Source organism: Mesorhizobium sp. WSM4821 (assembly GCF_055901555.1).
The window spans coordinates 4,409,299-4,436,242 of the sequence record NZ_CM148371.1; the positions used below are offsets into that span (position 1 = coordinate 4,409,299).

The 26,944-nt window shown below is 62.2% G+C and carries 28 protein-coding genes, 1 tRNA gene and 2 pseudogenes; 21 read left to right on the plus strand and 10 right to left on the minus strand.

Annotated features, from left to right (window positions below; all coding sequences use genetic code 11):
• The first annotated feature begins 8 nt into the window (after positions 1 to 8).
• The 11 genes from AC0NID_RS21355 to AC0NID_RS21405 all read left to right on the plus strand — a co-directional run bounded on the left by AC0NID_RS21355 (position 9) and on the right by AC0NID_RS21405 (position 10,619).
• Positions 9 to 776, plus strand: a complete 768-nt coding sequence (locus AC0NID_RS21355) for a DeoR/GlpR family DNA-binding transcription regulator (RefSeq protein ID WP_145713006.1) — start codon at positions 9 to 11, stop codon at positions 774 to 776.
• Between the two features lie 126 nt (positions 777 to 902).
• A complete protein-coding gene (glpD, locus tag AC0NID_RS21360) occupies positions 903 to 2,432 on the plus strand; it encodes a glycerol-3-phosphate dehydrogenase (protein WP_473456922.1) in 1,530 nt (509 codons plus the stop codon).
• 38 nt (positions 2,433 to 2,470) lie between these two features.
• Complete coding sequence (locus AC0NID_RS21365; protein ID WP_473456924.1) at positions 2,471 to 3,553, plus strand: ABC transporter ATP-binding protein; 1,083 nt, start codon at positions 2,471 to 2,473, stop codon at positions 3,551 to 3,553.
• A gap of 12 nt (positions 3,554 to 3,565) precedes the next feature.
• Entirely contained in the window at positions 3,566 to 4,636 is a 1,071-nt protein-coding gene (locus AC0NID_RS21370; protein ID WP_473456925.1) for an ABC transporter ATP-binding protein, read from the plus strand.
• Between the two features lie 2 nt (positions 4,637 to 4,638).
• Positions 4,639 to 5,505 carry a carbohydrate ABC transporter permease gene (locus AC0NID_RS21375; protein ID WP_473456927.1) on the plus strand — a complete coding sequence of 289 codons (867 nt, stop codon included), beginning with the start codon at positions 4,639 to 4,641 and terminating at the stop codon, positions 5,503 to 5,505.
• 43 nt (positions 5,506 to 5,548) lie between these two features.
• The gene (locus AC0NID_RS21380) at positions 5,549 to 6,427 is read left to right on the plus strand and encodes a carbohydrate ABC transporter permease (RefSeq protein ID WP_473456943.1); all 879 of its coding nucleotides are present in this window, start codon (positions 5,549 to 5,551) and stop codon (positions 6,425 to 6,427) included.
• Positions 6,428 to 6,429: 2 nt separating this feature from the next.
• Positions 6,430 to 6,711, plus strand: coding sequence for a DUF2160 domain-containing protein (locus AC0NID_RS21385; protein WP_473456929.1), 282 nt, complete (start codon positions 6,430 to 6,432; stop codon positions 6,709 to 6,711).
• Positions 6,712 to 6,787: 76 nt separating this feature from the next.
• On the plus strand, positions 6,788 to 8,512 hold the full coding sequence (locus tag AC0NID_RS21390; protein ID WP_145712627.1) for an ABC transporter substrate-binding protein: 1,725 nt from the start codon (positions 6,788 to 6,790) through the stop codon (positions 8,510 to 8,512).
• Positions 8,513 to 8,612: 100 nt separating this feature from the next.
• Positions 8,613 to 10,106 (plus strand): glycerol kinase GlpK, encoded by a 1,494-nt coding sequence (gene glpK, locus AC0NID_RS21395; protein WP_473456931.1) that lies wholly within the window; start codon positions 8,613 to 8,615, stop codon positions 10,104 to 10,106.
• Positions 10,107 to 10,335: 229 nt separating this feature from the next.
• Positions 10,336 to 10,446, plus strand: coding sequence for a hypothetical protein (locus tag AC0NID_RS21400; RefSeq protein WP_473456946.1), 111 nt, complete (start codon positions 10,336 to 10,338; stop codon positions 10,444 to 10,446).
• Positions 10,447 to 10,481: 35 nt separating this feature from the next.
• Complete coding sequence (locus AC0NID_RS21405; protein WP_473456933.1) at positions 10,482 to 10,619, plus strand: hypothetical protein; 138 nt, start codon at positions 10,482 to 10,484, stop codon at positions 10,617 to 10,619.
• A 121-nt stretch (positions 10,620 to 10,740) separates the two neighbouring features.
• Here AC0NID_RS21405 and AC0NID_RS21410 read toward each other — a convergent pair whose 3' ends face one another.
• Positions 10,741 to 11,223, minus strand: coding sequence for a BA14K family protein (locus tag AC0NID_RS21410; RefSeq protein WP_473456935.1), 483 nt, complete (start codon positions 11,221 to 11,223; stop codon positions 10,741 to 10,743).
• 308 nt (positions 11,224 to 11,531) lie between these two features.
• Here AC0NID_RS21410 and AC0NID_RS21415 point away from each other — a divergent pair.
• Positions 11,532 to 11,607 (plus strand) — tRNA-Lys (locus AC0NID_RS21415).
• Positions 11,608 to 11,650: 43 nt separating this feature from the next.
• On the opposite strand, the pseudogene AC0NID_RS21420 reads toward AC0NID_RS21415, so the two are convergent.
• The 7 genes and pseudogenes from AC0NID_RS21420 to AC0NID_RS21450 form a co-directional block, all read right to left on the minus strand.
• Positions 11,651 to 12,842: pseudogene (locus AC0NID_RS21420) on the minus strand (IS481 family transposase).
• A gap of 65 nt (positions 12,843 to 12,907) precedes the next feature.
• On the minus strand, positions 12,908 to 13,798 hold the full coding sequence (locus AC0NID_RS21425) for an IS3 family transposase (RefSeq protein WP_474033314.1): 891 nt from the start codon (positions 13,796 to 13,798) through the stop codon (positions 12,908 to 12,910).
• Complete coding sequence (locus tag AC0NID_RS21430; RefSeq protein WP_474033315.1) at positions 13,798 to 14,154, minus strand: helix-turn-helix domain-containing protein; 357 nt, start codon at positions 14,152 to 14,154, stop codon at positions 13,798 to 13,800. Before AC0NID_RS21430 ends, AC0NID_RS21425 begins: the two co-directional genes overlap by 1 nt.
• 164 nt (positions 14,155 to 14,318) lie before the next feature.
• A pseudogene (locus tag AC0NID_RS21435) lies at positions 14,319 to 15,014 on the minus strand (DNA-processing protein DprA).
• Positions 15,011 to 15,598 carry a glycerol-3-phosphate 1-O-acyltransferase PlsY gene (plsY, locus tag AC0NID_RS21440; protein ID WP_473459380.1) on the minus strand — a complete coding sequence of 196 codons (588 nt, stop codon included), beginning with the start codon at positions 15,596 to 15,598 and terminating at the stop codon, positions 15,011 to 15,013. The pseudogene AC0NID_RS21435 and the gene plsY overlap by 4 nt, the downstream one beginning before the upstream one ends.
• A 122-nt stretch (positions 15,599 to 15,720) precedes the next feature.
• Positions 15,721 to 17,007, minus strand: coding sequence for a dihydroorotase (locus tag AC0NID_RS21445; protein WP_473459382.1), 1,287 nt, complete (start codon positions 17,005 to 17,007; stop codon positions 15,721 to 15,723).
• Complete coding sequence (locus AC0NID_RS21450) at positions 17,004 to 17,969, minus strand: aspartate carbamoyltransferase catalytic subunit (protein WP_473459384.1); 966 nt, start codon at positions 17,967 to 17,969, stop codon at positions 17,004 to 17,006. Before AC0NID_RS21450 ends, AC0NID_RS21445 begins: the two co-directional genes overlap by 4 nt.
• A gap of 158 nt (positions 17,970 to 18,127) precedes the next feature.
• On the opposite strand from AC0NID_RS21450, the gene AC0NID_RS21455 reads away from it, so the two are divergent.
• From AC0NID_RS21455 to AC0NID_RS21465, 3 genes are all read left to right on the plus strand, one after another.
• A complete protein-coding gene (locus AC0NID_RS21455) occupies positions 18,128 to 19,756 on the plus strand; it encodes a DNA alkylation response protein (protein WP_473459386.1) in 1,629 nt (542 codons plus the stop codon).
• A 603-nt stretch (positions 19,757 to 20,359) separates the two neighbouring features.
• A complete protein-coding gene (locus AC0NID_RS21460) occupies positions 20,360 to 20,914 on the plus strand; it encodes a hypothetical protein (protein WP_473459388.1) in 555 nt (184 codons plus the stop codon).
• Positions 20,914 to 21,225: a DUF6105 family protein gene (locus AC0NID_RS21465; protein WP_473459390.1), complete on the plus strand. Its 312-nt coding sequence runs from the start codon at positions 20,914 to 20,916 to the stop codon at positions 21,223 to 21,225. The genes AC0NID_RS21460 and AC0NID_RS21465 overlap by 1 nt, the downstream gene beginning before the upstream one ends.
• On the opposite strand, the gene ruvX is transcribed toward AC0NID_RS21465, so the two are convergent.
• Positions 21,192 to 21,677 carry a Holliday junction resolvase RuvX gene (gene ruvX, locus AC0NID_RS21470; protein ID WP_473459392.1) on the minus strand — a complete coding sequence of 162 codons (486 nt, stop codon included), beginning with the start codon at positions 21,675 to 21,677 and terminating at the stop codon, positions 21,192 to 21,194. The genes AC0NID_RS21465 and ruvX overlap by 34 nt on opposite strands.
• Positions 21,678 to 21,778: 101 nt before the next feature.
• Between ruvX and AC0NID_RS21475 the strand changes: the two genes are divergently transcribed.
• The 6 genes from AC0NID_RS21475 (at position 21,779) to AC0NID_RS21500 (ending at position 26,188) form a co-directional block, all read left to right on the plus strand.
• Positions 21,779 to 22,486, plus strand: a complete 708-nt coding sequence (locus AC0NID_RS21475) for a metal-dependent hydrolase (protein ID WP_473459394.1) — start codon at positions 21,779 to 21,781, stop codon at positions 22,484 to 22,486.
• Positions 22,487 to 22,521: 35 nt separating this feature from the next.
• On the plus strand, positions 22,522 to 22,938 hold the full coding sequence (locus AC0NID_RS21480; RefSeq protein WP_473459396.1) for a hypothetical protein: 417 nt from the start codon (positions 22,522 to 22,524) through the stop codon (positions 22,936 to 22,938).
• Between the two features lie 92 nt (positions 22,939 to 23,030).
• Positions 23,031 to 23,318: an Asp-tRNA(Asn)/Glu-tRNA(Gln) amidotransferase subunit GatC gene (gatC, locus tag AC0NID_RS21485; RefSeq protein ID WP_473459398.1), complete on the plus strand. Its 288-nt coding sequence runs from the start codon at positions 23,031 to 23,033 to the stop codon at positions 23,316 to 23,318.
• Between the two features lie 7 nt (positions 23,319 to 23,325).
• Complete coding sequence (locus AC0NID_RS21490) at positions 23,326 to 23,784, plus strand: GNAT family N-acetyltransferase (protein WP_473459400.1); 459 nt, start codon at positions 23,326 to 23,328, stop codon at positions 23,782 to 23,784.
• On the plus strand, positions 23,784 to 25,349 hold the full coding sequence (locus AC0NID_RS21495) for an amidase (RefSeq protein WP_473459402.1): 1,566 nt from the start codon (positions 23,784 to 23,786) through the stop codon (positions 25,347 to 25,349). Before AC0NID_RS21490 ends, AC0NID_RS21495 begins: the two co-directional genes overlap by 1 nt.
• A 29-nt stretch (positions 25,350 to 25,378) precedes the next feature.
• The gene (locus tag AC0NID_RS21500) at positions 25,379 to 26,188 is read left to right on the plus strand and encodes a YdcF family protein (RefSeq protein WP_473459404.1); all 810 of its coding nucleotides are present in this window, start codon (positions 25,379 to 25,381) and stop codon (positions 26,186 to 26,188) included.
• Here AC0NID_RS21500 and AC0NID_RS21505 read toward each other — a convergent pair.
• On the minus strand, positions 26,125 to 26,880 hold the full coding sequence (locus tag AC0NID_RS21505) for a DUF599 domain-containing protein (protein WP_473459405.1): 756 nt from the start codon (positions 26,878 to 26,880) through the stop codon (positions 26,125 to 26,127). The genes AC0NID_RS21500 and AC0NID_RS21505 overlap by 64 nt on opposite strands.
• Positions 26,881 to 26,944 lie beyond the last annotated feature (64 nt).

Here is a 26,944-nt window from a genome sequence, read left to right on the forward strand (position 1 = left end):
CTTCCCTGATGTATCTGTCGCCGCGTCATTCCGAAATCATCCAGATGGCCAAGGATCATGGCCGCGTGCTGGTCGACGATCTGGCAACGCATTTCAACGTGACGCCGCAGACCATTCGCAAGGATCTCAACGATCTGTGCGACCAGCGGCTGCTCTCCCGCATCCATGGCGGGGCGCTGTTTCCGTCCGGCATCGAGAACATGGAGTATGAGGCGCGGCGCAAGATCGCCGCCGAGGAGAAGGAGGCAATCGGCCGGGCAGCGGCCAGGCTGATCCCGGACAACGCCTCGCTGTTCATCAATATCGGCACCACCACGGAGTCGGTCAGCAAGGCGCTTCTTGATCACGCCGGATTGATGGTCATCACCAATAATATCAATGTTGCCAACAGGATGCGCATATATCCTTCCATTGAAGTTGTTATTGCCGGCGGTGTCGTGCGCGGCTCCGACGGCGGCGTGGTCGGCGAGGCGGCAGTCGACTTCATCAGGCAGTTCAAGGTCGACTACGCGGTGATCGGCGCCTCGGCGATCGATCATGATGGCGCGTTGCTCGATTTCGACTTTCGCGAAGTGAAGGTGGCGCAGGCGATCATTGCCAATGCCCGGCATGTCATTCTCGTTTCCGACCAGACCAAGTTCGAGAGGACGGCGCCGGTTCGCATCGGCCATCTGTCGCAAGTCAACACCTTCATCACAGACCGCTGCGGCATCCCGTCGGTGCGCAAGATCTGCCAGGAGGCAGAGGTTCAACTGATCGAGACGTCGCTCTCCTAGAGGGTGCCGTTGCGGCAACTTTCGCCGTTTATATTTCGTTTGACATTCGTTCTGATTTCGAAATAATCCCGCTACGGTTTCGAAAAAACCAAAAAATGCTGCAATGCGAAATCGCGGGAGAAATTCGTGGGCGCATCATCCCCGATCCATGACATCTTCGTCATCGGTGGCGGAATCAACGGCTGCGGCATCGCCCGCGACGCGGTTGGGCGCGGCTTCTCGGTTTTCCTTGCGGAAATGAACGATTTGGCCAGCGGAACGTCCTCCGGCTCGACCAAATTGATCCATGGCGGCTTGCGCTATCTCGAGTTCTACGAGTTTCGTCTGGTGCGCGAGGCGCTGATGGAGCGCGAGATCCTCTGGAAGAATGCTCCGCACATCATCTGGCCGATGCGCTTCGTGCTGCCTTACGCCAAGGGCTTGCGACCGGCCTGGCTGATCAGGCTAGGCCTTTTCCTTTATGACCACATTGGCGGGCGCAAATTGCTGCCGGCGACCAAGACGCTGGACATGGCAAAGGACCCAGCCGGTAAACCGTTGAAGCCATTGTTTCGCAAGGCCTTCGAATATTCCGATGGCTGGGTCAACGATGCGCGGCTGGTGGCGTTGAACGCCCGCGACGCCGCCGATCGCGGCGCGACGATCCGAACGCGCATGAAGGTCATCGGCGCACGCCGTGAGGGCGAGCTTTGGAAGGTCAGGCTGGAAGACGTGCAGACCGGCGACACCGAGGAGGTCAAGGCCAGGCTTTTGGTCAACGCCGCCGGTCCATGGGTCGATCAGGTTCTGTCCAGCACGGTCGGCTTGAACGACGTGCACAATGTCCGGCTGGTGCAGGGCAGCCATATCGTCGTCGGCAAGAAGTTCGACGATCCGCGCGCCTATTTCTTCCAGAACAAGGACGGGCGCATCATTTTCGCCATTCCCTACGAGGATGAATTCACGTTGATCGGCACCACCGACCGCGACTATCCGGGCGATCCGCAAGACGTGAAGATCAGCGACGCCGAGATCGATTACCTGTGCGCGGCAGCGAGCGAATATTTCGCGCAGGCTGTCAAGCGTTCGGATATCGTCTGGACCTATTCGGCCGTGCGCCCGCTCTACGATGACGGCGCTTCGAAGGCGCAGGAAGCGACCCGCGATTATGTGCTGAAGACCGATGGCGGGGAGGGCATGGCACCGATCGTCAACACCTTTGGCGGCAAGATCACCACTTACCGCCGGCTGGCTGAATCGATGCTTGAAAAGATCGAAGGGTTTCTCGGCAAGCGCGGCAAGCCCTGGACGGCAAACGCACCGCTTCCGGGCGGCGATTTTCCGGCGAACGGCTTCGACGCCGAAGTGGCAAAACTGAAAGCGGCCTATCCGTTCCTCGATACGCGTCTGGCGCGCCGGCTGACGCGGCTTTACGGGACGCGCGCAAGGATGCTGCTGGGCCTCGCCAGATCGAATGCCGACCTTGGCCGCAACTTTGGCGCCGACCTCTATGAGGCCGAGGTGCGCTACCTCGTTCAAAACGAATGGGCTGTCACCGCCGAAGATGTATTGTGGCGCAGGACCAAGCGCGGTTTGCATCTGAGCCACGAGCAGACGGCAACGCTGGACGAATTCATGCGCGGGATAAGCCGACGCCAAGTCGCGGCTGCAGAATAGCGGGCCTGACTGGTGCAGAAAGCCTGGGAGGAGGCATCATGCTGGAATTGAGAAACGTGACGAAGACGGTCGGTGCGGCGGAGCATATACGCGACGTGTCGCTGACGCTTCAGCACGGCTCGCTCAACGTCCTGCTCGGGCCGACGCTTTCCGGCAAAACCAGCCTGATGCGGCTGATGGCCGGCCTCGACGTGCCGACATCCGGCTCGGTCTGGTTCGATGGCAAGGATGTCACCGGCGTGCCGGTGCAGAAGCGCAACGTCGCCATGGTCTATCAGCAGTTCATCAACTATCCGGCGATGACCGTTTACGAGAACATCGCCTCGCCGCTGAGAGTGGCCGGCACCGAGCAGGCAAAGGTCGACAGGGAGGTGCGCAACGCCGCCGCCCTTCTCAAGCTGACGCCTTTTCTCGACCGCACGCCGCTCAGCCTCTCGGGCGGCCAGCAGCAGCGGACGGCGCTGGCGCGCGCCATCGTCAAGAACGCCAGCCTCGTGCTGCTCGACGAGCCGCTCGCCAACCTCGACTACAAGCTGCGCGAGGAGTTGCGGGCGGAACTGCCCAGGATATTCGCGGCAGCCGGCACCATTTTCGTCTACGCCACGACGGAGCCGCACGAAGCCTTGCTGCTCGGCGGCAACACGGCGACGCTTTCCGAAGGGCGCATCACCCAGTTCGGCCCGACGATCGACGTCTTCCGCAGGCCGAACGACCTCGTCACCGCCAAGACGTTCGCAGATCCGCCGCTCAACACGATTGTGCTGAAGAAGAGCGGTTCAAGCTTCCTTCTTGATGGTGGGGTGAGCCTCCCGGTGCCGGCCGAACTCGCCGGTATTGCCGATACGAGCTACACGATCGGCTTCCAGCCCCACCATCTCTCTTTTACCCGGCCGAGCCCGTCGGCGGTTCCGGTGAGAGCCAAGGTGTCGGTCACCGAAATCACCGGTTCCGAAAGCTTTGTGCATCTCGACTTCGCCGATGTCCGCTGGGTGATGCTGGAGCACGGCATCCTGGCGTTCGAGCCGGACCAGACCATCGAGGTGTTCATCGATCCGCGGCACATCATGGTGTTCGACGCGAACGGCCGATCGGCCGCGCCGCCACAGACGCTGGCGGCTTGAGGGAGGAGGCACATGGCGCGCATCGATTGCAACCACATCCGCCACGCCTACGGTCCGCATCCGAAGTCGGACAAGGACTATGCGCTGAAGGAGGTGCATCACGCCTTCGAGGACGGCGGCGCCTATGCGCTGTTGGGGCCGTCGGGCTGCGGCAAGACTACGCTGCTCAACATCATTTCCGGCCTGTTGTACCCGTCGCATGGCGAACTTCTGTTCGACGACAAGGACGTGACCAATCTGTCGACGCAGGAACGCAACATCGCGCAGGTGTTCCAATTCCCGGTCATCTACGACACCATGACCGTCTACGACAATCTGGCGTTCCCGCTGCGCAACCGCGGCGTTGCGGAACCTGACGTCGACCGCAAGGTGCGCGAAACGCTGGAAATGACCGGGTTGGCCGATATGGCCAAGAAAAAGGCGCGGGGGCTGACCGCCGACCAGAAGCAGAAGATCTCGCTCGGACGCGGGCTGGTGCGCTCCGATGTCAACGCGATCCTGTTCGACGAGCCGCTGACCGTGATCGACCCGCATATGAAGTGGGTGCTGCGTTCGCAGCTGAAGCAGTTGCACAGGCGTTTCGGTTTCACCATGGTCTATGTCACGCACGACCAGACCGAGGCGCTCACCTTCGCCGAGAACGTCGTCGTCATGTATGAGGGCGAGATCGTGCAGATCGGCTCCCCCGCCGAACTGTTCGAGCGACCCAAGCACACATTCGTCGGCTATTTCATCGGCTCGCCGGGCATGAACGTCATGCCGGTCGCGGTCGAAGGCAGGAGCGCGCGGCTCGGCAGCCAGACGATCGAATTGCCGGGCGTGCCCAAGGCTGGAACCGCAGGCGCGATCGAACTCGGCATCCGCCCCGAATATGTCAGGCTTGGCGCCAGCGGCATGCCGGTTTCAATCCGCAAGGTCGAGGATATCGGTCGCCATAAGGTGGTGCGCGCCAGTTTCGAAGGCCGCGACATCGCGGCGATCGTTGGCGAGGACGAGGACATTCCGGCTGATCCGAAGATCGCTTTCGACCCAGCCGGCATCAACCTCTACGCCGATTCCTGGCGTGTCGAGATGGGAGGCTGAGCATGGACAGAACCTGGAACAACAAGGCCTGGTTCATGGTGCTGCCGGTGCTCCTGCTGGTCGCGTTCTCGGCTGTGATCCCGCTGATGACGGTCGTGAACTACTCGGTGCAGGACACGTTTGGAAACAACGTCTTCTTCTGGGCGGGCTCGGAGTGGTTCGAGGAAATCCTACATTCCGACCGTTTTTGGGAAGCCATGGGCCGCAACCTGGTCTTTTCGGCCATCATCCTCATCATCGAGATCCCGCTTGGCATCTTCATTGCGCTCAACATGCCGAAAAAGGGCTGGGGCGTTCCGGTCTGTCTGGTGCTGATGGCGCTGCCGCTGCTCATCCCGTGGAACGTCGTCGGCACGATCTGGCAGGTGTTCGGTCGCGTCGACATCGGCCTGCTCGGATATTCGCTGCGGGCGCTCGGTTTCGACTACAACTATGTCAACGACCCATTCGACGCCTGGGTCACCGTCATCGTCATGGACGTCTGGCACTGGACGAGCCTCGTCGTCCTGCTCTGCTACGCAGGATTGGTCTCGATCCCCGATGCCTACTACCAGGCGGCCAAGATCGACGGGGCTTCGCGCTGGGCGATCTTCCGCTACATCCAGCTGCCGAAGATGAACCGCGTGCTGCTGATCGCGGTTCTGCTGCGCTTCATGGACAGTTTCATGATCTACACCGAGCCGTTCGTCGTCACCGGCGGCGGGCCTGGCAACACCACCACGTTCCTGTCGATCGATCTGGTGAAGCTCGCCATCGGGGAGTTCAACCTCGGTGAAGCGGCGGCCATGTCGATCGTCTACTTCTTGATCATCATGCTCCTGTCCTGGGTGTTCTACACCGTCATGACAGCCTACGACGCGGAGCGGTGAGATGGCGCGCCTCGAGGAAAGCACGGCCGACGGAAGAGCGCTGATGCGGCAAAGCCCGGCTACCGCGGAAGCGCAGGCGGCGAACGCCACGCTGGCCCGCAAGATGCGGCGGCGGGGCGAGGAGTCGCGGTTCTGGTGGCTGGTGCCGACGATCTACATCATCTTCCTGATGCTGCCGATCTATTGGCTGGTCAATATGAGCTTCAAGACCAACCAGGAGATCCTGGGCGCCTTCTCGCTATGGCCGAGAAACCCCACGATTGCCAACTACATGGTGATCTTCACCGATCCGTCCTGGTACAAGGGCTACATCAACTCGATCATTTATGTGGTTATGAACACGGTGATTTCCGTCGCCGTGGCTCTTCCGGCAGCCTATGCCTTCTCGCGCTACCGCTTCCTCGGCGACAAGCATCTGTTCTTCTGGCTCTTGACCAACCGGATGGCGCCGCCGGCGGTGTTCGCGCTGCCGTTCTTCCAGCTCTATTCGGCGTTCGGGCTGATCGACACGCACATCGCCGTGGCGCTGGCGCACTGCCTGTTCAACGTGCCGCTGGCGGTCTGGATTCTTGAAGGCTTCATGTCGGGCGTGCCAAAGGAAATCGACGAGACCGCCTATATCGACGGCTATTCCTTCCCGCGCTTCTTCCTCAGGATATTCATGCCGCTGATCGCCAGCGGTGTAGGTGTGGCCTGCTTTTTCTGCTTCATGTTCTCTTGGGTCGAACTGCTGATCGCCCGCACGCTGACCACGACCGCCGCCAAGCCGATCGCAGCGATCATGACACGCACGGTCTCGGCCTCCGGGCTCGACTGGGGCGTGCTGGCCGCGGCCGGCGTGCTGACCATCCTTCCGGGCGCACTCGTGATCTGGTTCGTACGCAACTATATCGCCAAGGGCTTTGCCCTGGGGAGGGTGTGACCATGAACCTCACCTGGATGGCATGGACGCTGCCGACGGCACTCTTTTTCATAACGATCCTGATGCTGCTCGGCGGCATGGCGATCTGGGAGTACGTCTCGCCAGGCGGCAATCCCCGGGTTGGCGTGCTGCGCTTCGAGACGACGCGCGGCGACCGTCTCTTCCTATCGCTGCTTGGCAGCGCCTTTATCCATCTCGCTTGGCTGGGTCTAGTCGGACCCAACCTGTGGTGGGCACTCGCTCTCTCCGTGGTCTACGCTATCGGCGTGTTCCGCTACGTATAGAGGGGGGAACCGTTGGAGCGGCCGCGTGCCGGCGGCTGCTCCGATCGAACTTAAAACTGAACAGTGGAGGAAACACATGAGACGGCAATTTTTGACATCAACGACAGCGCTTGTCCTGTTGCTCGGGGCAGGCAACGCCTATGCCGGAATGGACGAGGCTAAAGCTTTCCTGGACAGCGAGATCGGCGACATGTCGACGCTCGATCGGGCCGCCCAGGAAGCCGAGATGCAATGGTTTATCGATGCCGCAAAACCCTTTGCTGGCATGGACATCAAGGTCGTCTCGGAAACCATCACGACGCACGAATATGAGTCGAAGACACTGGCCAAGGCTTTCGCCGACATAACGGGCATCAAGATCACTCACGACCTGATCGGCGAAGGCGACGTCGTCGAAAAGCTGCAGACGCAGATGCAGTCGGGCGAAAACATCTACGACGCCTATGTCAACGACTCCGATCTGATCGGCACCCATTGGCGCTACCAGCAGGCGCGCAGCCTGACCGACTGGATGGCCAACGAGGGCAAGGACGTCACCAATCCGAACCTCGACCTCGCCGACTTCATCGGCACCAAGTTCACGACGGCTCCGGACGGCGATCTCTACCAGCTGCCCGACCAGCAGTTCGCGAACCTCTACTGGTTCCGCTACGACTGGTTCAACGACGAAAAGAACAAGGCGGACTTCAAGGCGAAGTACGGCTACGACCTTGGCGTGCCGGTCAACTGGTCGGCTTATGAGGACATCGCCGAATTCTTCACCGGCCGCGAGATCGACGGCAAGAAGGTCTACGGCCATATGGACTACGGCAAGAAGGACCCGTCGCTCGGCTGGCGCTTCACCGATGCCTGGCTTTCGATGGCCGGCAATGGCGATAAAGGGCTGCCGAACGGTCTTCCGGTCGATGAATGGGGCATCAAGGTCGACGAGAAGTCGCGGCCCGTCGGCTCGTGCGTGGCTCGGGGCGGCGACACCAATGGTCCGGCGGCGGTCTACTCCATCCAGAAATATCTCGACTGGATGAAGGCTTATGCTCCGGCAGCGGCCCAGGGCATGACCTTCTCGGAGTCCGGGCCGGTTCCGGCTCAGGGCGAAATTGCCCAGCAGATGTTCATGTACACGGCCTTCACCGCCGACATGGTGAAGGACGGCCTTCCGGTCGTGAACGAGGACGGTACGCCGAAATGGCGCTTCGCTCCGTCGCCGCATGGCGTTTACTGGAAGGACGGCATGAAGCTCGGATACCAGGACGTGGGTTCGTGGACGCTCCTCAAGTCGACGCCTGACGACCGCGCCAAGGCAGCCTGGCTCTACGCGCAGTTCGTCACCTCGAAGACAGTCGACGTGAAGAAAAGCCACGTCGGCCTGACGTTGATCCGCGAGAGCACGATCCAGCACAAGAGCTTCACGGATCGCGCCCCGAAGCTCGGCGGCCTGATCGAATTCTACCGCTCGCCGGCCCGCGTTCAGTGGTCACCGACGGGTACCAACGTTCCTGACTATCCGAAGCTGGCACAGCTTTGGTGGCAGGCGATCGGCGATGCCTCGTCGGGTGCCAAAACCCCGCAGGAAGCGATGGACTCGCTCTGCGCCGAGCAGGAAAAGGTGCTTGAGCGCCTCGAGCGCGCCGGCGTGCAGGGCGATATCGGCCCCAAGATGGCCGAGGAAAAGACCCTCGAAGAGTGGAACGCCGACGCCGTCGCCAAGGGCAACCTCGCGCCGCAGCTGAAGATCGAGCCGGAGAAGGATAAGGCGCAGACCATCAACTACGACGAGCTGGTCAAGAGCTGGAGCAACTAAGCATCGGTCGGGCGTCCGCGCCCGCATCACATAAATCGGGGGAGGCGGCATCTTGCCGTCTCCCCTGTTTGCGCCGAAGGAGTAGGCCAAGGGAGTGGGAATGGGCAGCTTTATCCTTGCAATCGACCAGGGGACGACATCGAGCCGGGCGATCGTGTTCAACCGTGAGATGAAGGTCGTGGGCAGCGGGCAGAAGGAATTCACCCAGCATTATCCGGCCTCCGGCTGGGTCGAGCATGATCCGGAAGAAATCTGGTCGACCGTCATGGCGACGGTGAAGGCTGCGCTGAAGGCGACTGGCTGCGGCGCATCGGATATCGCGGCGATCGGCATCACCAACCAGCGCGAGACCGTCGTCATCTGGGACAAAGCGACCGGCAAGCCGATCCACAACGCGATTGTCTGGCAGGACCGGCGTACCGCATCGCTGTGCCAGAAATTGAAGAAGCAGGGGCTGGAGAAGAAATTCACCCGAAAGACCGGCCTGCTGCTCGATCCTTATTTCTCCGGGACCAAGATCGCCTGGATGCTGGACAAGGTGAAGGGCGCCAGAAAGCGCGCGGAGAAGGGCGAGTTGCTGGCCGGCACCATCGACAGCTTTTTGATCTGGCGGCTGACCGGCGGCAAGGTTCATGCCACCGACGCAACCAACGCCTCGCGCACGCTGGTCTACAATATCGAAAACAATGCCTGGGACGACGAGCTGCTGGCGATCCTGAACATACCGGCAAGAATGCTGCCGCAGGTGAAGGATTGTGCCGACGACTATGGAATCACGGAGAAAACCCTATTTGGCTCGGAGATAAGAATCCTTGGCGTGGCCGGTGACCAGCACGCCGCGACCATCGGCCAGGCCTGTTTCGAACCGGGTATGATGAAGTCCACCTATGGCACCGGCTGCTTCGCGCTGCTCAACACCGGCAGCGATCTGGTACGTTCGAAAAACCGATTGTTGACGACCATCGCCTACAGGCTGAACGGCAAGACCACCTATGCCCTGGAAGGGTCGATCTTCATCGCGGGCGCCGCCGTGCAGTGGCTGCGCGACGGCATCAAGGTGATCGGCAAGGCCGAGCACAGCGGCGTGCTGGCGGCGAGCGCCGACCCGGCTCAAGACGTTTATCTGGTGCCGGCTTTCGTCGGGCTTGGCGCGCCGCACTGGGACGCCGAGGCGCGGGGCGCCATCTTCGGGCTGACCCGCAATTCGGGTCCGGCGGAATTTGCGCGCGCAGCACTCGAATCCGTGGCTTTCCAGACGCGCGACCTGCTCGACGCCATGCGCAAGGATTGGAAGGGGGCATCAGCGAAGACCGTTCTCAGGGTCGATGGTGGCATGGTGGCCTCGGACTGGACGATGCAGCGGCTTGCCGACATCCTCGATGCGCCGGTCGACCGCCCAACGATCCTCGAGACGACCGCGCTCGGCGCGGCTTGGCTGGCTGGCTCAAAAGCGGGCGTCTGGCCGAAGGCAAGTGACTTCGCCAAGAGCTGGGCGCTCGAGCGGCGGTTCAAGCCGGATATGAACGCTACAGTACGTTCCGCCAAGCTGGCGGGTTGGCGCGATGCCGTGCGCAGGACGTTGAGTATGCAATAGCGGGCAACGGGAAGATCATGCTGGGGCGAAGGGGAATGAATCCAGACTGGTATACTGCTTGGCGCGAGGAGGCTTCCGAACAGCTGAACGCCAAGAATGCGCGCTTGCAGAATGATTTCCGCCTCGGAAGCTGGCCCCGTTATGACTACCACCTGAAGGCTGGAAAGCTTCTGTTCTCAGAGGAGGGGTCGTCAAGGTCGTCACCGAGATCCAGATTGCGGGCAGTACGATCGCCAAGGCCAGCAATTGGCTGTGGGCCTGGGCAAATTCGAACTGGCCTGGCGAGCTCCTCAGCCGACGCAAAGCTGGTCCGATCCTTCGGAGAGGAGAACGCCATTGACGAACTGGCTCAACCTTATGTGACGGATATGAGCAATGACCTGGAAGCGCTCGATTTGGGAACTGGCCGGGGCAATGGTTCGAATTTGCAACGCCCTTGGCGCCTATCGCTCGCCGCGTGGCGAAGGCGGAGGCCTATATCTGATCTTCAAAAACATCAGTTGGGCAAACTGAACCCAATGCCCGCCTCCCCACCGGCACCATGGCGGCCACACCGACTTTCGTCGCCCAGAAGAAAAACCCGCGCCGTTGCCGGCGCGGGCCTTCAACAACCCTTAATCAACTCTGCCGGGCTTTATCCATACGGCGAATTGCACTGCCGCCGCGGGCCGTTGTAAGGCTGATACGTATTGTCATAGGCCCGGTAGGATCTGTAGCGGTTGTAGCACCACTCCGTGTGGGAATCGCCTCGATAGACGCGACGGCCCTGGTTGTTGATGATCGCGCCGGTAATCAGCGCGCCGGTGGCGAAGGCAGCCAGTGGGAACCAGTAGTCGCCGTGACGGCGATAGCCGCGACGGTAATGGCGATAGCCGCGATGGCCGCGCCAATACATGCCGTCGTTACGCGAGAAACTACGACGAACATCGCTACGGGAAAAATCGCGATCGCGGTTGAAACTACGCCTCCACCGCCTGTGGTCGACGGTCTGGATATCCGACGAGACACCCTGACCTAGCGGCACGTAGGTGGGCTGGGCGTTGACAGGCACGATATCCGCGACAGCGAATGACGCTGACAGCGCGGTCGCCACCAAGCCCGACATGATCCTGTTCATGATCTTCTCCTTGAAAAGGGCTGTCCCTTGTAGGGACGAAAACGAGCAGGCGACGCAATTGTTCCGCGAAAAATAGCAAGCTGCTGATTTGTAACGTTTCTCTCAAATGTTCTCCCGCCCGGCCTCGACGAAATGTCAGCGTTGAACTCGTCTTGCCAAAGGCCACTCCGCCCTTTGCCGAACCAATGCGCGAGGCGCTGCGAGAGCATGGAAAAGCCCGGCTTGCGCGCGCTCTTTTTCCGGTTGACCGGTCGAGGCACTCTCCCTATGTTCCGCGCAATTTCGAGGGCGGCACTTTGAGCCCGCGGGAGCGCGTAGCTCAGCCGGTAGAGCAACTGACTTTTAATCAGTAGGTCCAGGGTTCGAATCCCTGCGCGCTCACCATTTCACGAATGTACGGCCCGGAGACATTGGTAACAGTTTGTACCTAAGACATGGGTGACAACCTCGTGCCGAACGGGTTGTCGATGGTCTGCAAGGTCCTTTGTTCCAAGTCGATATATCCCAGATCATAGTGCATGAAGCTGACGAGCCAAATGCCGTCGTCGACTTCGGTGATTCCGAGCCTCTGGCCGGCGAGCACGGTCGAGACGTTTATCTTCTTCCTGTGCATGCAGATGCGGCCGCAGGCGGTGACGAGAATGTCCTTGTCATGGAAGGGGTATTCCAGCTCGGGGAGGCCTTGATAGGCTCTTGAAGAAGCTTTGTAGAGCTCGGCTGGCACTTTCATTTGGATCGCCTCGTGGGGGCCTCTCGTCGTTGAATTCGCTCATGAAAGCATCGAACCGGGCCTGCTGCTGGAGGGCGTTCATGCCCGGCGGCCGCGTGGTCTCCTGCTTCAGGGTGCGGTGCATGCGCTCATGGCGGCCGTTCTGCTGCGGGTGACCGGGCCTGATGCGCTCGATTTGAATACCGAGCCTGAGCCAAAAGACCGATAGCTTCGAGAGGTTGTAAAGGCCGTTGGGGCTGGCGAAGGGCAGGCCATTGTCGCTTCTGATGGCGACGGGCAGGCCGCGTTCCTTGAAGAGCCGGACGAAAGCCTCGAGGACCGGAACCTCCTTTGTCGATTCAAGGGCTTCGCAGGCAAGCAGGTAACGCGAAGCCTGGTCGGTGACCGTCAGCGGGTAACAGTATTGGCGGTTGCCGAGCTTGAACTCGCCCTTGAAGTCGGCGCACCACAGATCGTTGGGCATAACCGCCTGGGACAGTTGCGTGCCCACGGCCTTGTTCGCCCGGTTCCTCTTGCGGGCTTGGCTCACAAGGCCGTGGCGGTCGAGCACGGCGTGAACGGTGCTCCTGGCCGGGACGCGTACGTCGCCGGCGAGCTTGCGCACCAGCAGCTCGCGTATCTTCCTGGCGCCCCAGTGCGGCTTCTCCCGCTTGCTCTCCACGATCAGCCGCTCGATCTGGTCGGGAAGCTGGTTGGCATAGCGCACCGGCCGCCGCGAACGGTCGGTGAGCGCCTCCAGGCCCTCATCCTTGTAGCGGTTGAAGATCTTGTAGCCGGTCTTGCGCGAAATCCCGAACTCCCGGCACACATCGCTCATACCTTCCCCGTCGAGAAGGCGAGCCACGAAACGAAGACGTTCCTCCATCACCGAACACTCTTTCCACGGCATCAACACCTCCGGCAAAAAGCCAAAAGTGTTACCCATTGGACTGCACCCCTTCGGTGAGACAGTAATCAGTAACAGTTCTCCTTGTTGTGGATTGCGTTTGGTGTCTTTTGCCGTAGTTGCATGAGACTGGTCTCGTATGCGTCCGGCGAGAGATAGTCGAGGGCAGAGTGCAGGCGCTGCCTGTTGTAGACCACCTCGATGAACTCGCCGATCCTTGTCGTTGCATCGTCTATGTCGCGATAGGCTTGGCCATCCACCTCCTCTTCCTTCAGGGTCCTCATGAATCTTTCGGCCTTGGCATTGTCATAAGGATTGCCGATCCGGCTCATGCTCGGCTGGATGTCGTGGCTTGCAAGTCGTGCCGCGTAGTCAGCGCAGGCGTATTGGACGCCGCGATCGCTATGGTGAATGACACTTCCCGGTGCCGGCCGACGTGCCGCAATCGCCTTGTCGAGCGCCGCAATGGCAAGTTCCGCTTTCAGGTGGGTCGCAATCGCCCAGCCGATGACCTTGCGGCTGAAGGCGTCCAGGACGATCGCCAGGAATGCGAACTCCTCGGCGAGATGGACGTAGGTGATGTCGGCCACCCAGAGCTGGTCGATGTCGGTCAGTTGAAGGCCTCGGGCCAGGTTGGGCACGATGCACCAGTCATGCCTGGTGTCGGTTGTCATCGGCACGAAGGGCGCTTTGCGCAGACACAGCAGATTGTCCTCCCGCATCAGCCGCAGCACGCGCTTGTGATTGGCCAGCCGGCCTTCCCGGCTCAAAAGCACGCCAATTCTGCGATAGCCGTAATGCGGGTTGGCGAGCGCCAGGCGCTGGATGGCGTCGCGCAGGCCCACTTCCTCCCTGCGCGGCGCCATCGCCTGCCAATGGCGGTAGTAGCCCGCGCGGCTCACCCCAGCCAGCCGGCACATCCGTTCCACACTGATCTGGCCTTGCAGCCCGGACGCCATCATCGCTTCGATGACCGTGTAGATGCCGTCCCGCCAGGCGCGCCGCTCTGCTGGCGCGCTTTCCCGACGTGCTGCAAGGCTTGTTGAAAAAAATCGAGATCGACCGCTTGCTGTCCGACAAGCCGCTCCAATTCCGCAATCCGCGCCAGGGCCTTCGAAAGCTCGTCGCTCGACGAAGACTGCAGCGCGTCGCCTCCCTTTTGCTCATGGCCTGTTGCCGCGCCGCGTCTCGGGCGCCCGACTTCGCGCAGCGCCGCCGCTCCGCCCGTGCGGAACTGCTTTTGCCACTGATACAGGCCTTTGCGGGAAATCCCCAACTCGCGTGACAGCTTGCTGACATTGGCCCCGGCAGCCATTCGCTGAACCGCCGTCAACTTGAACGCGCGACTGAACCGCCGCCCAGGATCGTCCGTCCTCATCAGTCCTCCTAACGGAGAACTGTTACCATTTTTTCTGTCTCAAAATCGGGGTGCACTACACCATGTGTCCGGTACAAATCGTCACCTATGTCTCGGGCCGCTCAGAATTCCCCAAAAATCAGCGACACATTCCCGCCCGCATGCCGCTCCAGCCGTCCGGCCAGGTCGAGCTCCAAAAGCACCATGAAAGCCTGGGCGGGATGCAGGCCCGTGTGGCGGATGATTTCGGGGCGGCGGCGTTGCCGAAAAGTCGGTCGGCTCTAGGTCGAGGCCGCCTGCCAGCACACCGATCGTGCCTGACGCACCCTGATGCGCGGCCGTGTCGATGCCGCGCGCCAGGCCGGAGACGATGCCGTAGCCTACGCGGCCGAGTTCGGCGGCGAGCGTCCGTGCCATCTTGATACCGGCCAGCGAGGCGTTGCGGGCGCCGACGATGGCAGCAGCCGGCAGCCGGAACACCGCGCCTTCGCCCTTGACCGCGAGCAGAGGCGGCGGGTGGTCCATGCTTTCATCAATGATGGATAGTCGGCCTCGCCGATGCCGACGAAGCGGGCACCGGCGCGCCGGGCTGTCTCCACTTCCGCCTCGGCCTCGGCAATCGACGGGATGCGGACGATCTTTCTGGCGCGGCCCGAAACCATCAGTTCGGGCAGCATCTCGAGCGCCGTCTCAGCCGAGCCGAAGCGGTTGATCAGGTCGCGAAAGGTGGCCGGGCCGACATTCGGGATGCGGATCAAACGGAGCCAACTCAACCGCTGCCGGTCGCTGAGGCGAGGCCCGGCGGCGCGCTGGCTCACTCCTTGGCTCCGATCTTGCCCTCGGTGCCGGCCAACAGCCGGGCAATGTTGGCCCGGTGTTTTATGATGACGATCAGGCTCATCAACGCGAACAGCCCGGCAATCTGCGGCGTGCTGAGGACATAGAGCGCGATCGGTACCACGACCGCAGCCGTCAGGGCCGCCAGTGAGGAGTAGCGGAACAGAAAAGCGACGGCCAGCCAGACGACGGCGAAGATCAGCGCCACCTGCCAGGCAAGGCCGATCAGCACGCCGAGGTAGGTGGCGACCCCTTTGCCGCCCTTGAAGCCGAGCCAGACCGGAAAGAGATGACCGAAAAAGGCGCCGAGGCCGGCCCAAGGCCCGAGCTCCGGTGCAAAGCTGCCGGCGATCAGCACGGCCGCCGTGCCTTTCAGCGCGTCGAGCAGCAGCGTGGCGGCGGCTAAGCCCTTGTTGCCGGTGCGCAGCACGTTGGTGGCGCCGATGTTGCCGGAGCCGATGTTGCGGACGTCGCCAAGGCCGGCGGCGCGAGTGATCAGGAGTCCGAACGGGATCGAGCCGAGCAGATAGCCGAACACCAGCGCCAAGAAGATGCCGTAAGCCATTGTTCCCCCGGATAGGCCCCTCGAGCGGGATGCGTTCAAATTGAACCGGGCATCGCGCTCCATCTTTTCGTTTTAGCCGCGTTTTAGCAACGCCAAGTGTTTCCACTTCGCTGCAAAATGGTCTAGGCCGAAAACACTGTGCGGCCCGCCACCATCGTTTGCAAGACCTTGCCCTGCAGCCGCGCGCCTTCGAAACAGGTGTTTTTCGAGCGCGAACGGATGCCGCTTTCACTGACGATCCATGGCTCGTCCAGATCGACCAGCGCAAGATCGGCGACAGCGCCAGGTTTCAGCGTCCCGCCGGGCAGACCGAACAGCCTTGCCGGTGCGGTGGACAACGTCTCGACCAATCTAAGCAGCGTCACATCGCCATTGTGATAGAGCCGCAGTGCCGCGCCCAGCAGCGTCTCCAGCCCGATGGCCCCGGCCGCCGCGTCGGCGAAGGGCAGCCGCTTGGTGTCGACGTCCTGCGGGTCGTGCGAGGAGACGATGATGTCGATCGTGCCGTCCTTGACCGCCTCGATCATCGCCAGCCGGTCTTCCTCGGCGCGCAGCGGCGGCGTCAGGCGGAAGAAGGTGCGGTATTCACCGACATCGTTCTCGTTGAGCGACAGATTGTGGATCGACACGCCTGACGTGACATTGGCGCCGTCGGCCTTTGCCCGGGTCACAGCGTTTGCCGCCATCGCCGTCGAGATTTTGGCCGCGTGATAGGCGCCGCCGGTCAGCCGCGCCAGCGCAAGATCGCGCTCCAGCGGGATGGACTCGGCCTCGCGCGGAATGCCGGCAAGGCCGAGCCAGCTTGCATAGAGGCCTTCATTCATGACGCCGGACGAAGCGAGGTCGGCGTCCTGGGTTTCATGCGCGATCACACCGCCGAAATCGCGCGCATAGGTCAGCGCGCGGCGGATCACCAATGCGCTTGATATGGTGCGCCGCCCGTCGGTGAACGTGACCGCGCCGGCCTCGCGCAGCAAGCCGAATTCGGTCATCTCGCGGCCTTCGAGGCCCTTGGTGATCGCCGCAGCCGGAAAGATGTTGACGATGGCCGTGTCCTTGGCGGTGCGCAGCACGAACTCGACCAGCGCGACATTGTCGATCACCGGATCGGTGTCGGGCATCATGACGATCGAGGTGACGCCGCCGGCAGCCGCCGCCACGCTGGCCGAAGCGATGGTTTCGCGGTGTTCGCCGCCGGGCTCGCCGATGAAGACGCGCGCATCGATCAGGCCGGGGAGAACAGCCTTGCCGGCGCAATCGATGATCGTAGCATCTTGCGGAGCGCCCTGATTCAGGGCCGCCTTGCCGGCAGCGACGATCTTGCGGCCCTCGACGATGACCGTGCCGACCTCATCGATGCCGCGCGACGGGTCGACGATCCGGGCCTGGCTGAAGACCGTCGTGCTCATGTGCCGCGGCCCTCATGGTTGCGACGGGGGTCGAGCAGCGCTTCCATCACCGCCATGCGCACGGCGACGCCCATCTCCACCTGCTCCTGGATGACGCTCTGCGGACCGTCGGCAATTTCCGAGGCGATCTCGACGCCGCGGTTCATCGGGCCGGGATGCATGACCAGGGCGTCGTCCTTGGCCGCCTTCAGCTTCTCGGCATCGAGGCCGAAATAGCGGAAATACTCGCGCACCGAAGGTACGAAGGCGCCTTCCATCCGCTCGCGCTGCAGGCGCAGCATCATCACCACATCCGCGTCATTGAGGCCTTCGGCCATCGAGCGGGTAACGATCACGCCCATTTTCTCGATGCCGGCGGGCAGAAGCGTCGACGGCGCCACGACACGGATCTGGGCGCCGAGCGCGTTGAGCAACATGATGTTGGAGCGCGCCACGCGCGAATGCAGAATGTCGCCGCAGATCGCCACGATCAGCTTCGACAGTGGGCCCTTGGCTCGGCGGATGGTCAGCGCGTCGAGCAGCGCCTGCGTCGGGTGCTCATGGGCGCCGTCGCCGGCATTGATCACCGAGCAGCCGACCTTTTGCGCCAGCAGTGCCGCAGCACCCGCCGACTGGTGGCGGATGATCAATATGTCGGGGCGCATGGCGTTCAACGTCATCGCTGTGTCGATCAGCGTCTCGCCCTTCTTCACCGAAGAGCTTGCCACCGACATGTTCATGACGTCGGCGCCGAGCCGCTTTCCGGCAAGCTCGAACGACGACTGCGTGCGGGTCGAGGCTTCGTAGAAGAGGTTGATCTGGGTGCGGCCGCGCAGCGTCGAGGTCTTCTTCTCCGACTGCCGCGAGATGGCGACCGCCCGATCGGCCCTGTCCAGCAAAAGCTCGATATCGGCGGGGGAAAGATCGCGGATGCCCAGAAGGTGGCTGTGGGGATATAGTGGCAGGGACGAAGCGTCGGTCATCTCAAGGCGCTGCTATAGGGTGGAGGACCTTTGGCTGCAAGCACCAGCTTTGGATTGCGGCATTTCTCCCCGGTATTTTCGTCGCGCGCGCAGCAACGCTTGGGTTATAAACCGCCGATGGCTTCGGATTCGTGGCCTTGTGATGATAAGGACAATGCGTGACCGACGACGTGACGAACCAGCCGCCGCCGCTGGCAGGCGGCAACGCCTGGCGGGGCGATCCGTTGCTGATCCAGCTTGCCGAACGCTTCTCCGATCCCGTGCGCAAGGATCTCGATGGGCTTGGCCGTTTCGTGCTGACGCACGAGGCGCAGGAACTGGCCCGCCTCGCCAATGTCGAGACGCCAAAGCTCAGGACCCATGACCGCCAGGGCCGGCGCATCGATCTGGTCGAGTTCCACCCTGCCTATCATGCGCTGATGCGCCGCTCGATGGCGAACGGGCTGCATTCGTCGGTCTGGGAAAATGGCGACGCCGAGATTGGCCGCCGTCATCAGGTCCGCGCCGCCCGTTTCTATCTGACGGCCGAGCTCGAAACCGGACATCTCTGTCCCATCACCATGACCAGCGCGTCGCTGGCAGCGCTGATGGCGAACCCAAAACTTTTTCGCGAATGGGCGCCGCGTGTGACGACACGCAAGTACGACCAGAGCCAGAAGCCGCCGGTCGAAAAGGCCGGGCTGACGCTCGGCATGGGCATGACCGAGAAGCAAGGCGGCACCGACGTCCGTGCCAACGTCACCAAGGCCGAGCGCGTCGGCAGCGGCTTCTATCGCCTGACCGGCCACAAATGGTTCATGTCGGCGCCGATGTCGGACGCGTTCCTGGTGCTTGGACAGGCGCCGGAAGGGCTTTCGTGCTTTCTCGTTCCCCGCATTCTCGGCGATGGCTCGAGCAACGGCTTTCGCTTCCAGCGGCTGAAGGACAAACTCGGCAACCGCTCCAACGCCTCGTCCGAAGTGGAGTTCGTCAACGCCATCGGCGAGATGGTCGGAGAGCCCGGGGCGGGCGTCAAGACGATCATGGACATGGTGACGCTGACCCGGCTCGACTGCGCGATCGCCTCGTCGGCGATCATGCGTGCAGGGCTGGCCGAGGCCGTCCACCACACCCGTCACCGGCAGGTGTTCGGAGCGAATCTGATCGAGCAGCCGCTGATGCAGCGCGTGCTGGCCGACATGGCGCTCGATGTCGCCGCCGCCACCGCATTGTCGTTCCGGCTGGCGCGCTCATTCGACGAAGCGGCGAGCGACCGCGGCGAGGCGGCCTTCGCTCGCGCCATGACGCCGGTCGTCAAATACTGGGTTTGCAAGATCTCGCCGCCGCTGCTCTACGAGGCGATGGAGTGCCTCGGCGGCAATGGCTATGTCGAGGAGGCGCCGCTCGCCCGCTACTATCGCGAAGCTCCGGTCAACGCGATCTGGGAGGGATCCGGCAACGTGATGGCGCTCGACGTGCTGCGTGTGCTGGGGCGTGCGCCCGGCCTGTTCGAGGAGGTGCTGGCTGGCATCGATCGCGATCTCGGCGCCGGTGGACGCGGCACCATCGGCGTGCTCAAGGCGGCAATGCAGGTCGCGGCGACCGACGAGGGGTCGGCCCGTCTGCTCACCGAACAGCTGGCACTGTCGGCAGCGGCAGCGGAGCTTCGCAGGCTGGGGGCAGGGCGGATCGCCGACGCCTTCGTCGAGACGCGTCTCGCCGGCCAGTGGCGCAACACATACGGCATGCTCGATTCACGCCATGACGCGCGCATGATCATCGACACTCTCTATCCGCCGGTCACCTGAGGATCAGATGCACTGTAACCGTCCCAGATGTGGAGAACTGGGTGCTTGGCCACCGGTCGGCATAAAGATCAATAGTCGTGGCCGTCTTGCTGTTTGAGCTTCTTGATACGGTGGCGTTGATAGGCGTCGATCTGCCGGAACAACGGTATACGTCTGGGGAAGGTGAGATCGTGATGGAGATAATGCATTGGCCTTTGGTGTCGGCCCCGATGTCCAACCCGCACATGATTCCCCCTTCTTCTCCGGCGTAGAAAATGCGTGTCACGTGACAGCTATCGGGAATCGCGAGATCCGGAGATTGCTTGCTCAGGCTCCCTTGAGGGTCTGAGATAGTCTGGTTTCGATGGGGAGTGACGCCTCCAGCTCTGCAACAAGTCGATCAGTTTTCTCTGGATCATCAATCATCGGCAACGCTCATGGCGACGGTATCCGTCTACTGAATCAGACAGACCCGGACGCGTCCAGCCTTTTGGCCTAAGGTCGTCCGCGAGGTTTCGCCTCGGACTTCGTGCCACTGTGGACGACCGTTAACCTTAACAAATGGTTTCCATTGCGGTGACAGGTCGTAAAGCCCACTGTCCTGTCTACCGAAGCAGGAAAGCCATGCGGCACATATTGAGCTCCTTTCTGACCTTGCACTGGGCGGTCGTTTTCGCCCTGCTGGCGTTCATCTGCATCGACGGAAATCGTGGCGTCGCGGCGGCGCTTGGCTTGCTCGGCGTCGCCGTCCAGAACACCCGCTTCTCCGACCTCGAGAACGCCATCGTCGTGGCGCCGCTTGCCGTAGCGCTGCTTGTCGTCTCGGTGCTGTTCTGCTGGGCCTTAATCGAAACGCTGACCAGCGACCGGGCAAATCCAGAAGACAGCGTCACGCGGATCGCCTTCATCTGCGCCTCCGGCGTGCTGTCGCTGATCGTTGTCGGCGGCGCGGCGCAAGGCGTCAACGGGCTGTTCATGGCTGTCGCGGTGCAACTGGCGGCATTGCTGGCTTCCTATGTCGTCATGCACGCGGAGCAGCGGTCGGTCTCTGCCGCAGCGGCTCCCGGCACGGGCGAAATCCGTGCCGCCGCGCATGTGATGGCGCAGGCGGCGGCACACAATTCGTCGCTCTCCCGAATTTCCGGGCGGCCGGACACGAACTTGAGGGATGGCCGCTGATGCGCACCTTGTTCGCACTGTGGGCCGCTCCGCTCGCTCTATTCTGGGGCTGGTTCTTCCTGTCGCTCAACGACATCAATTTCGGTTATGTCATGCTGAGCCGCCAATTGCATGACCTCGTCTTCCAGCTCTATGGGGACATGCTTGGCATTGACCCAGCGCTCATTCCCGGCATGGTGGCAAAGGCCTGCTTCGTCGACAGCCTGCTGCTCCTGGCGTTTTGGGCGTTTCGCCGCCGCCGCGTGATCGGCGGCTGGATCAGGGTAATGCGCGACCGCTATTTCGACCAGGCATCAACGCCGAGCGCCTGAAGCCGGTCGAGAACGCCCTGCAGGATAAAGGCCGCAGCAGCCGAATCGATCTTGCCGGCGCGTTTGCGGCGCGAAAAATCCATCTCGATCAATGTCCGCTCGGCCGCTACCGTCGACAGCCGCTCGTCCCACAAAACGAAGGGCAGCTCGGTCACGCCAGCCATGTTGCGGGCGAAAGCGCGGGATTTCTGGGCGCGCGGACCCTCCGACCCGTCCATGTTGACCGGCAGGCCGAGCACGACGGCGCCGGCATTCTCCTTCTGCAGCAAGGTGAGCAGCGCCGCGGCGTCCAACGAGAATTTCCTGCGCATGATGACGGGGCGGGGGTGGGCGAAGGCAAAGCCCCGGTCGGAAACCGCGACGCCAATCGTCTTGTCGCCAAGGTCGAGACCGGCCAGCGTCTTTCCGCCGCCGAGCCGCGCCGGCAACTCTTCGATGGTGATGATGCTCAAGCGGCTTTCCTTCGACTGCACCCCGCAAAGGACGCTGTGGCACTTTAATTTTGCTGCTGGCGTTCTATCCTTTGCCGAAGCAAAAATCGAGGAAAGCATTCATGAAACTGACCTGGTACGGACATTCCGCATTCCGCATCGAAACCGCTGACGCGAAAATCCTCATCGATCCCTATCTGGTAGGCAACCCCTCGTGGACTGGCGGCTGGGAAGGACCAGCGGAAGGGGTCACGCATGTCCTTTTGACCCACGGCCATAGCGATCACATCAGCGGTGCGCTCGAAGTCCTTGGGAAAAGCGGGGCCATGCTGGTCGCCAATTTCGAGGTCTGCATGTACCTGGTCGGCAAGGGCGCCAGCGACAAGAAGATCAATCCCGGCAATATCGGCGGCACGGTCGATTGCGGCGGTTTCACCACCACCTTCGTCCAGGCGCTGCATTCATCGTCGTTCCCGGGTGACAATGGCCAGAACACCTATCTCGGCAATCCGGGCGGGCTCGTCCTGCATTTTCCGGAAGACAAGACGCTCTACCATATGGGCGACACCGACATCTTTTCCGACATGGCGCTGATCAACGAATTGCACGAACCGAAGATCGGCATCGTGCCGGTCGGCGACCGTTTCACCATGGGTGGCGCGGTGGCAGCCCTTGCCTGCCGGCGCTTCTTTCAGTTCGAGACCGTCATCCCCAGTCACTTCGGCACGTTCCCGATCATCGACCAGACGGCCGACAAGTTCGTGGCGGGTATGGATGGATCGGGCGTGAACGGGGCATTGCCGAAGATCGGCGAGACGATTAGCTTGTAGAAGACGCCAGGTGGACGCCAGAATGGAATGAGAGCATGATTTTGAGGGGCCTTCTTTGTATTTCCATTCTGGCTGTGGCCACTCCGGCGCCCGCCGCGGAGGACTTCATCGAAGGCGTCTATCTCGAGTCCGAGGACCTCTGTGCGCAGGCCAAGAAGGACACGCTGGATACGGTGATCGAAGCCGGCAACATCGTGCTGTCGGCGCGCGGTCTGCAAAGCGTCGAATACGATTGCGAGTTCCTTCAAATCACCAAGGCGACGCTCTCGCCGAGCTGGGCGGTGACGGCCATATGTCAGGAGCCGGGCCACGTCTTTCCGGACGTTCTCTCCGTAACGCAAATGAGCCCGAAGCAGATCGATCTGGTTTCGGTTCGGCCCGCGGGCGAGGAAAGCGAGCCGAGCGGCAACGGCGGCAGCTATTTCCTTTGCGACGGCGTGGCTCTGCCATAGACCTCCTGGTCCGGTTCTTGGCATGATGCATGTTGCGCGGCACACGCCGCGCCGCTATAGCGCGGACTGGTTTTTCCGAGGCACAAACAAATATGTCCGTTGATCTTCAGACTGTGAAGCGCGTCGCGCGTCTCGCCCGTATCGCGGTGAGCGAGGAGGATGCCGAGCGCATGACCGGTGAGTTGAACGCCATTCTGGGCTTTGTCGAGCAGTTGAACGAGGTCGACGTTTCCGGCATCGAGCCGATGACCTCGGTGATTCCGATGGAGATGAAGAAGCGCCAGGACGTCGTCACCGATGGCAGCAAGGCCGCCGATATCGTCGCCAACGCGCCGGCGACCGAAGAGAATTTCTTTCTCGTTCCGAAGGTCGTGGAGTAGCGGGCGGATGGCAATCGAGATCGCCATCGAGACGCCGCTGCAGGATGAGGTGCGCGGGCTGATCGAGGAGCTCAACGACACGCTGCTGGAGTTGACGCCGCCGGAGCACTGCTACCACATGACCGTCGAGCAGATGGCCGACAAGGAAACGACTGTCTTCATCGCTCGCGACAACGGCCTTGCCATAGGTTGCGGCGCGCTGAAGCGTCACGATGGCACCATTGGCGAGGTCAAGCGCATGTACACGCGGCCTTCGCATCGCGGCCGCAAGATCGGCGCGAAGATCGTCGAGCGGGTCGAGGCGCTGGCGCGCAGCGAAGGGCTGAAGCGCCTGGTGCTGGAGACGGGCGACCGCCATCCGGCTGCGTGGACCGTTTATGAGCGCGCCGGATTTTCGCGCTGCGGCCCGGTGCTGGACTATCCCGATTCCGAGTGGTCGGTGTTTTACGAAAAGAGCCTTATCTGATGAACGACCTGACCCATCTGACGATTTCGCAGGCCCGCGCCAAGCTGCGCGCCAAGGAAATCACGGCAACCGAGATCACCGATGCCTATCTGTCGGCGATCGAGCGGGCCAATCCGGCTCTCAACGCCTATGTCGTCGTCACCGATGACAAGGCGCGCGACATGGCCAAGGCCTCGGACGCGAAGCTGGCGAAGGGCGAGGGCGGATCGCTCGAAGGGATTCCGCTCGGTATCAAGGACCTGTTCGGCACCAAAGGCGTCCACACCCAGGCCTGCAGCCATGTGCTGGATGGATTCAAGCCGCATTACGAATCGACCGTCACCACCAATCTGTGGGCCGACGGCGCCGTCATGCTTGGCAAGCTCAACATGGACGAATTCGCCATGGGCTCGTCCAACGAGACCTCCTACTACGGCCCCGTCGTCAATCCGTGGCGGCGTTCGCGCCTCGACACGGTGGTGATGCCGACCACGCATCAGGGCGACGGCGGTTTCGTCTCGGCCGGCGGCGCCAGGACCACGCGCACGCTGGACAACGCCCAGCTCGTGCCGGGCGGTTCGTCGGGCGGCTCGGCCTCCGCCGTCTCCGCCTTTCTCTGTGCCGGCGCTACCGCCACCGACACCGGCGGCTCGATCCGCCAGCCCGCCGCCTTCACCGGCACGGTCGGCATCAAGCCGACCTACGGCCGCTGCTCGCGCTGGGGCATCGTCGCCTTCGCTTCGTCGCTCGACCAGGCCGGACCGATCGCACGCGATGTGCGTGATGCCGCGATCCTCTTGAAATCCATGGCGTCGGTCGATCCGAAAGACACCACCTCGGTCGACCGGCCGGTGCCGGACTACGAGGCGGCGATCGGCAAGTCGATCAAAGGCATGAAGGTCGGCATCCCCAGGGAATATCGCGTCGACGGCATGCCCGAGGAGATCGAGGCGCTATGGCAGAAGGGCATTGCGTGGCTCGGAGACGCCGGTGCGGAGATCGTCGACATTTCGCTTCCGCATACCAAATATGCGCTGCCGGCCTATTACATCGTGGCGCCCGCCGAAGCTTCGTCGAACCTCGCCCGCTATGACGGCGTCCGCTACGGATTGCGCGTGCCGGGCAAGGACATCGTCGGCATGTACGAGAGGACCCGCGCCGCCGGTTTCGGCCGCGAGGTCAAGCGCCGCATCATGATCGGCACCTACGTGCTCTCCGCCGGCTACTACGATGCCTACTATCTGCAGGCGCAGAAGGTTCGCAATCTCATCAAGCGGGATTTCGAAAATGCATTCGCGGCGGGCGTCGACGTCATCCTGACGCCGGCGACACCGTCGGCGGCCTTCGGCATCGCCGACGAGGATATGGCCGCCGACCCGGTCAAGATGTACCTCAATGACATCTTCACGGTGACCGTGAACATGGCCGGGCTGCCGGGCATCGCCGTGCCTGCGGGGCTTGACGCCAAGGGCCTGCCGCTCGGCCTGCAGCTCATCGGCCGGCCCTTCGACGAGGAAACCTTGTTCCAGACCGCCCATGTCATCGAACAGGCGGCGGGTACGTTCCAGCCGGAAAAGTGGTGGTAGTGTCGTCTCCCATCTGAAAGGGTGAGGGAGTGTTCTACTATCTTTCCAAGGTATTCTGGCTCCTCGTCCAGCCTCTGAATTTATCGATTATCCTGCTGTTGGCCGGACTGCTTGCGGCAATGGTCGGCCGGCGGCGGCTGGCGGCCACCGGCAGTTTGCTCGCCTTCCTGATCCTGGGGCTGTCGGCCTGGACCCCACTTGGCGCAATGATGCTCAACCCGTTGGAAGAGCGTTTTCCGCGCCCGCCGCTGCCGGAAAAAGTTGACGGAATCGTTGTGTTGGGAGGCGGCATGGAGGGCGCCGTCAATCTGGTGCGCGGCGGCTATGAGCTGAACGGAGGCGGCGATCGTTTCGTGGAAGCCGCGATCCTTGCACGGCGCTTTCCAATGGCGAAGCTGGTCGTCTCCGGTGGCCCTAGCGGACTGATGCTGGACGACGAGGGTGACGGGACGGCGGCGCCGCGCCTGCTCATGTCCCTAGGCGTGACAGCCGACCGGCTGACGCTCGAGAGCAAATCCCGCAACACCCACGAGAACGCCGTCTTCGCCCGGGAACTGGTTAACCCGAAACCGGGCGAGACCTGGCTGCTGGTGACCTCGGCTTTTCATATGCCGCGCGCCAAGGGGTTGTTCGACAAGGCCGGCTTTCCAACCGTTCCGTGGCCGGTAGACTACCGAACCCCGGGCAAGGAGCGCATCGGCCTGTTCCGCGACGATCCTGTCGCTTCGCTGCAGACCACCACCACGGCGGCTCGTGAATGGATCGGGCTCGTTGCCTACTGGCTGTCGGGCCGCATCGACGGGCCTTTCCCCGGACCGGGTGCTGATCCGGGCGGCTGACCGATCACGGCTTGCCGCGCTGCCGAGAAGAACTGGCGACGCACCAGAACCGCCAGCAACAGCAGCGTCGACAGCACGAACACCGTTGGATCGACAAACCATCCGAGATAGCCGATCGAGAAGAACACGCCGCGCAGCCCCGAATTGAAATGCTTTCCGGCCAGCATGTTCATACGCGCCGCACGCCATACTGCCGTCTCGCTAACCGGATTGCGTGAAGCCTCGCCATGCGGGATCGGGACCGCGCCGATCAGGATCGAGCAATAGTTGAACAGCCGATAGGCCCAGCCGAACTTGAAGAAGGAATAAGCAAGGATCAGCACCAATCCGAACACCTTCATCTGAAAGGCGGAGCGGGATGATGTCGCGCCGAGCGGCAGGTCGCTCAGCACTGTAAGAACCTGATCGGAGGCGCCGAGCAGGGCAAAACAGCCGCCGATCGCAATCAGCGAACTGGAGGCGAAGAAGGCGGTTCCCTGTTGAAGACCTGCCATGATGGCGGTGTCGACGATGCGGATCTCGCGTTCGGCCATGGTCCGCATCCAGGCTTCACGCTGGGCGTTCATCGCCGTCGTCAGCGACATGCGGCTGACCAACTTTCCGTCGGAGGCGAGCGTATGCAGCACCCATACGAAGAGGAAGAAGGCCAGCGCCGCGAGGTCTGCCGTCGACAAATGGAAGGAATCGCCCATACGACCTTTTACCACAAGCCGTGGCGCCGCTTCGATGGCGGAACGCAACGATGTCGCTGCCGGA

Coding starts and splice junctions, on each gene's coding strand:
- AC0NID_RS21355 (WP_145713006.1), top strand. CDS start 9: ATGTATCTGTCGCCGCGTCATTCCGAAATCATCCAGATGGCCAAGGAT.
- AC0NID_RS21365 (WP_473456924.1), top strand. CDS start 2,471: ATGCTGGAATTGAGAAACGTGACGAAGACGGTCGGTGCGGCGGAGCAT.
- AC0NID_RS21370 (WP_473456925.1), top strand. CDS start 3,566: ATGGCGCGCATCGATTGCAACCACATCCGCCACGCCTACGGTCCGCAT.
- AC0NID_RS21375 (WP_473456927.1), top strand. CDS start 4,639: ATGGACAGAACCTGGAACAACAAGGCCTGGTTCATGGTGCTGCCGGTG.
- AC0NID_RS21380 (WP_473456943.1), top strand. CDS start 5,549: ATGCGGCAAAGCCCGGCTACCGCGGAAGCGCAGGCGGCGAACGCCACG.
- AC0NID_RS21385 (WP_473456929.1), top strand. CDS start 6,430: ATGAACCTCACCTGGATGGCATGGACGCTGCCGACGGCACTCTTTTTC.
- AC0NID_RS21390 (WP_145712627.1), top strand. CDS start 6,788: ATGAGACGGCAATTTTTGACATCAACGACAGCGCTTGTCCTGTTGCTC.
- glpK (WP_473456931.1), top strand. CDS start 8,613: ATGGGCAGCTTTATCCTTGCAATCGACCAGGGGACGACATCGAGCCGG.
- AC0NID_RS21405 (WP_473456933.1), top strand. CDS start 10,482: ATGACCTGGAAGCGCTCGATTTGGGAACTGGCCGGGGCAATGGTTCGA.
- AC0NID_RS21410 (WP_473456935.1), bottom strand. CDS start 11,223: ATGAACAGGATCATGTCGGGCTTGGTGGCGACCGCGCTGTCAGCGTCA.
- AC0NID_RS21425 (WP_474033314.1), bottom strand. CDS start 13,798: ATGGCGTCCGGGCTGCAAGGCCAGATCAGTGTGGAACGGATGTGCCGG.
- AC0NID_RS21430 (WP_474033315.1), bottom strand. CDS start 14,154: ATGGCTGCCGGGGCCAATGTCAGCAAGCTGTCACGCGAGTTGGGGATT.
- plsY (WP_473459380.1), bottom strand. CDS start 15,598: ATGGCTTACGGCATCTTCTTGGCGCTGGTGTTCGGCTATCTGCTCGGC.
- AC0NID_RS21445 (WP_473459382.1), bottom strand. CDS start 17,007: ATGAGCACGACGGTCTTCAGCCAGGCCCGGATCGTCGACCCGTCGCGC.
- AC0NID_RS21450 (WP_473459384.1), bottom strand. CDS start 17,969: ATGACCGACGCTTCGTCCCTGCCACTATATCCCCACAGCCACCTTCTG.
- AC0NID_RS21460 (WP_473459388.1), top strand. CDS start 20,360: ATGCGGCACATATTGAGCTCCTTTCTGACCTTGCACTGGGCGGTCGTT.
- AC0NID_RS21465 (WP_473459390.1), top strand. CDS start 20,914: ATGCGCACCTTGTTCGCACTGTGGGCCGCTCCGCTCGCTCTATTCTGG.
- AC0NID_RS21475 (WP_473459394.1), top strand. CDS start 21,779: ATGAAACTGACCTGGTACGGACATTCCGCATTCCGCATCGAAACCGCT.
- AC0NID_RS21480 (WP_473459396.1), top strand. CDS start 22,522: ATGATTTTGAGGGGCCTTCTTTGTATTTCCATTCTGGCTGTGGCCACT.
- gatC (WP_473459398.1), top strand. CDS start 23,031: ATGTCCGTTGATCTTCAGACTGTGAAGCGCGTCGCGCGTCTCGCCCGT.
- AC0NID_RS21490 (WP_473459400.1), top strand. CDS start 23,326: ATGGCAATCGAGATCGCCATCGAGACGCCGCTGCAGGATGAGGTGCGC.
- AC0NID_RS21495 (WP_473459402.1), top strand. CDS start 23,784: ATGAACGACCTGACCCATCTGACGATTTCGCAGGCCCGCGCCAAGCTG.
- AC0NID_RS21505 (WP_473459405.1), bottom strand. CDS start 26,880: ATGGGCGATTCCTTCCATTTGTCGACGGCAGACCTCGCGGCGCTGGCC.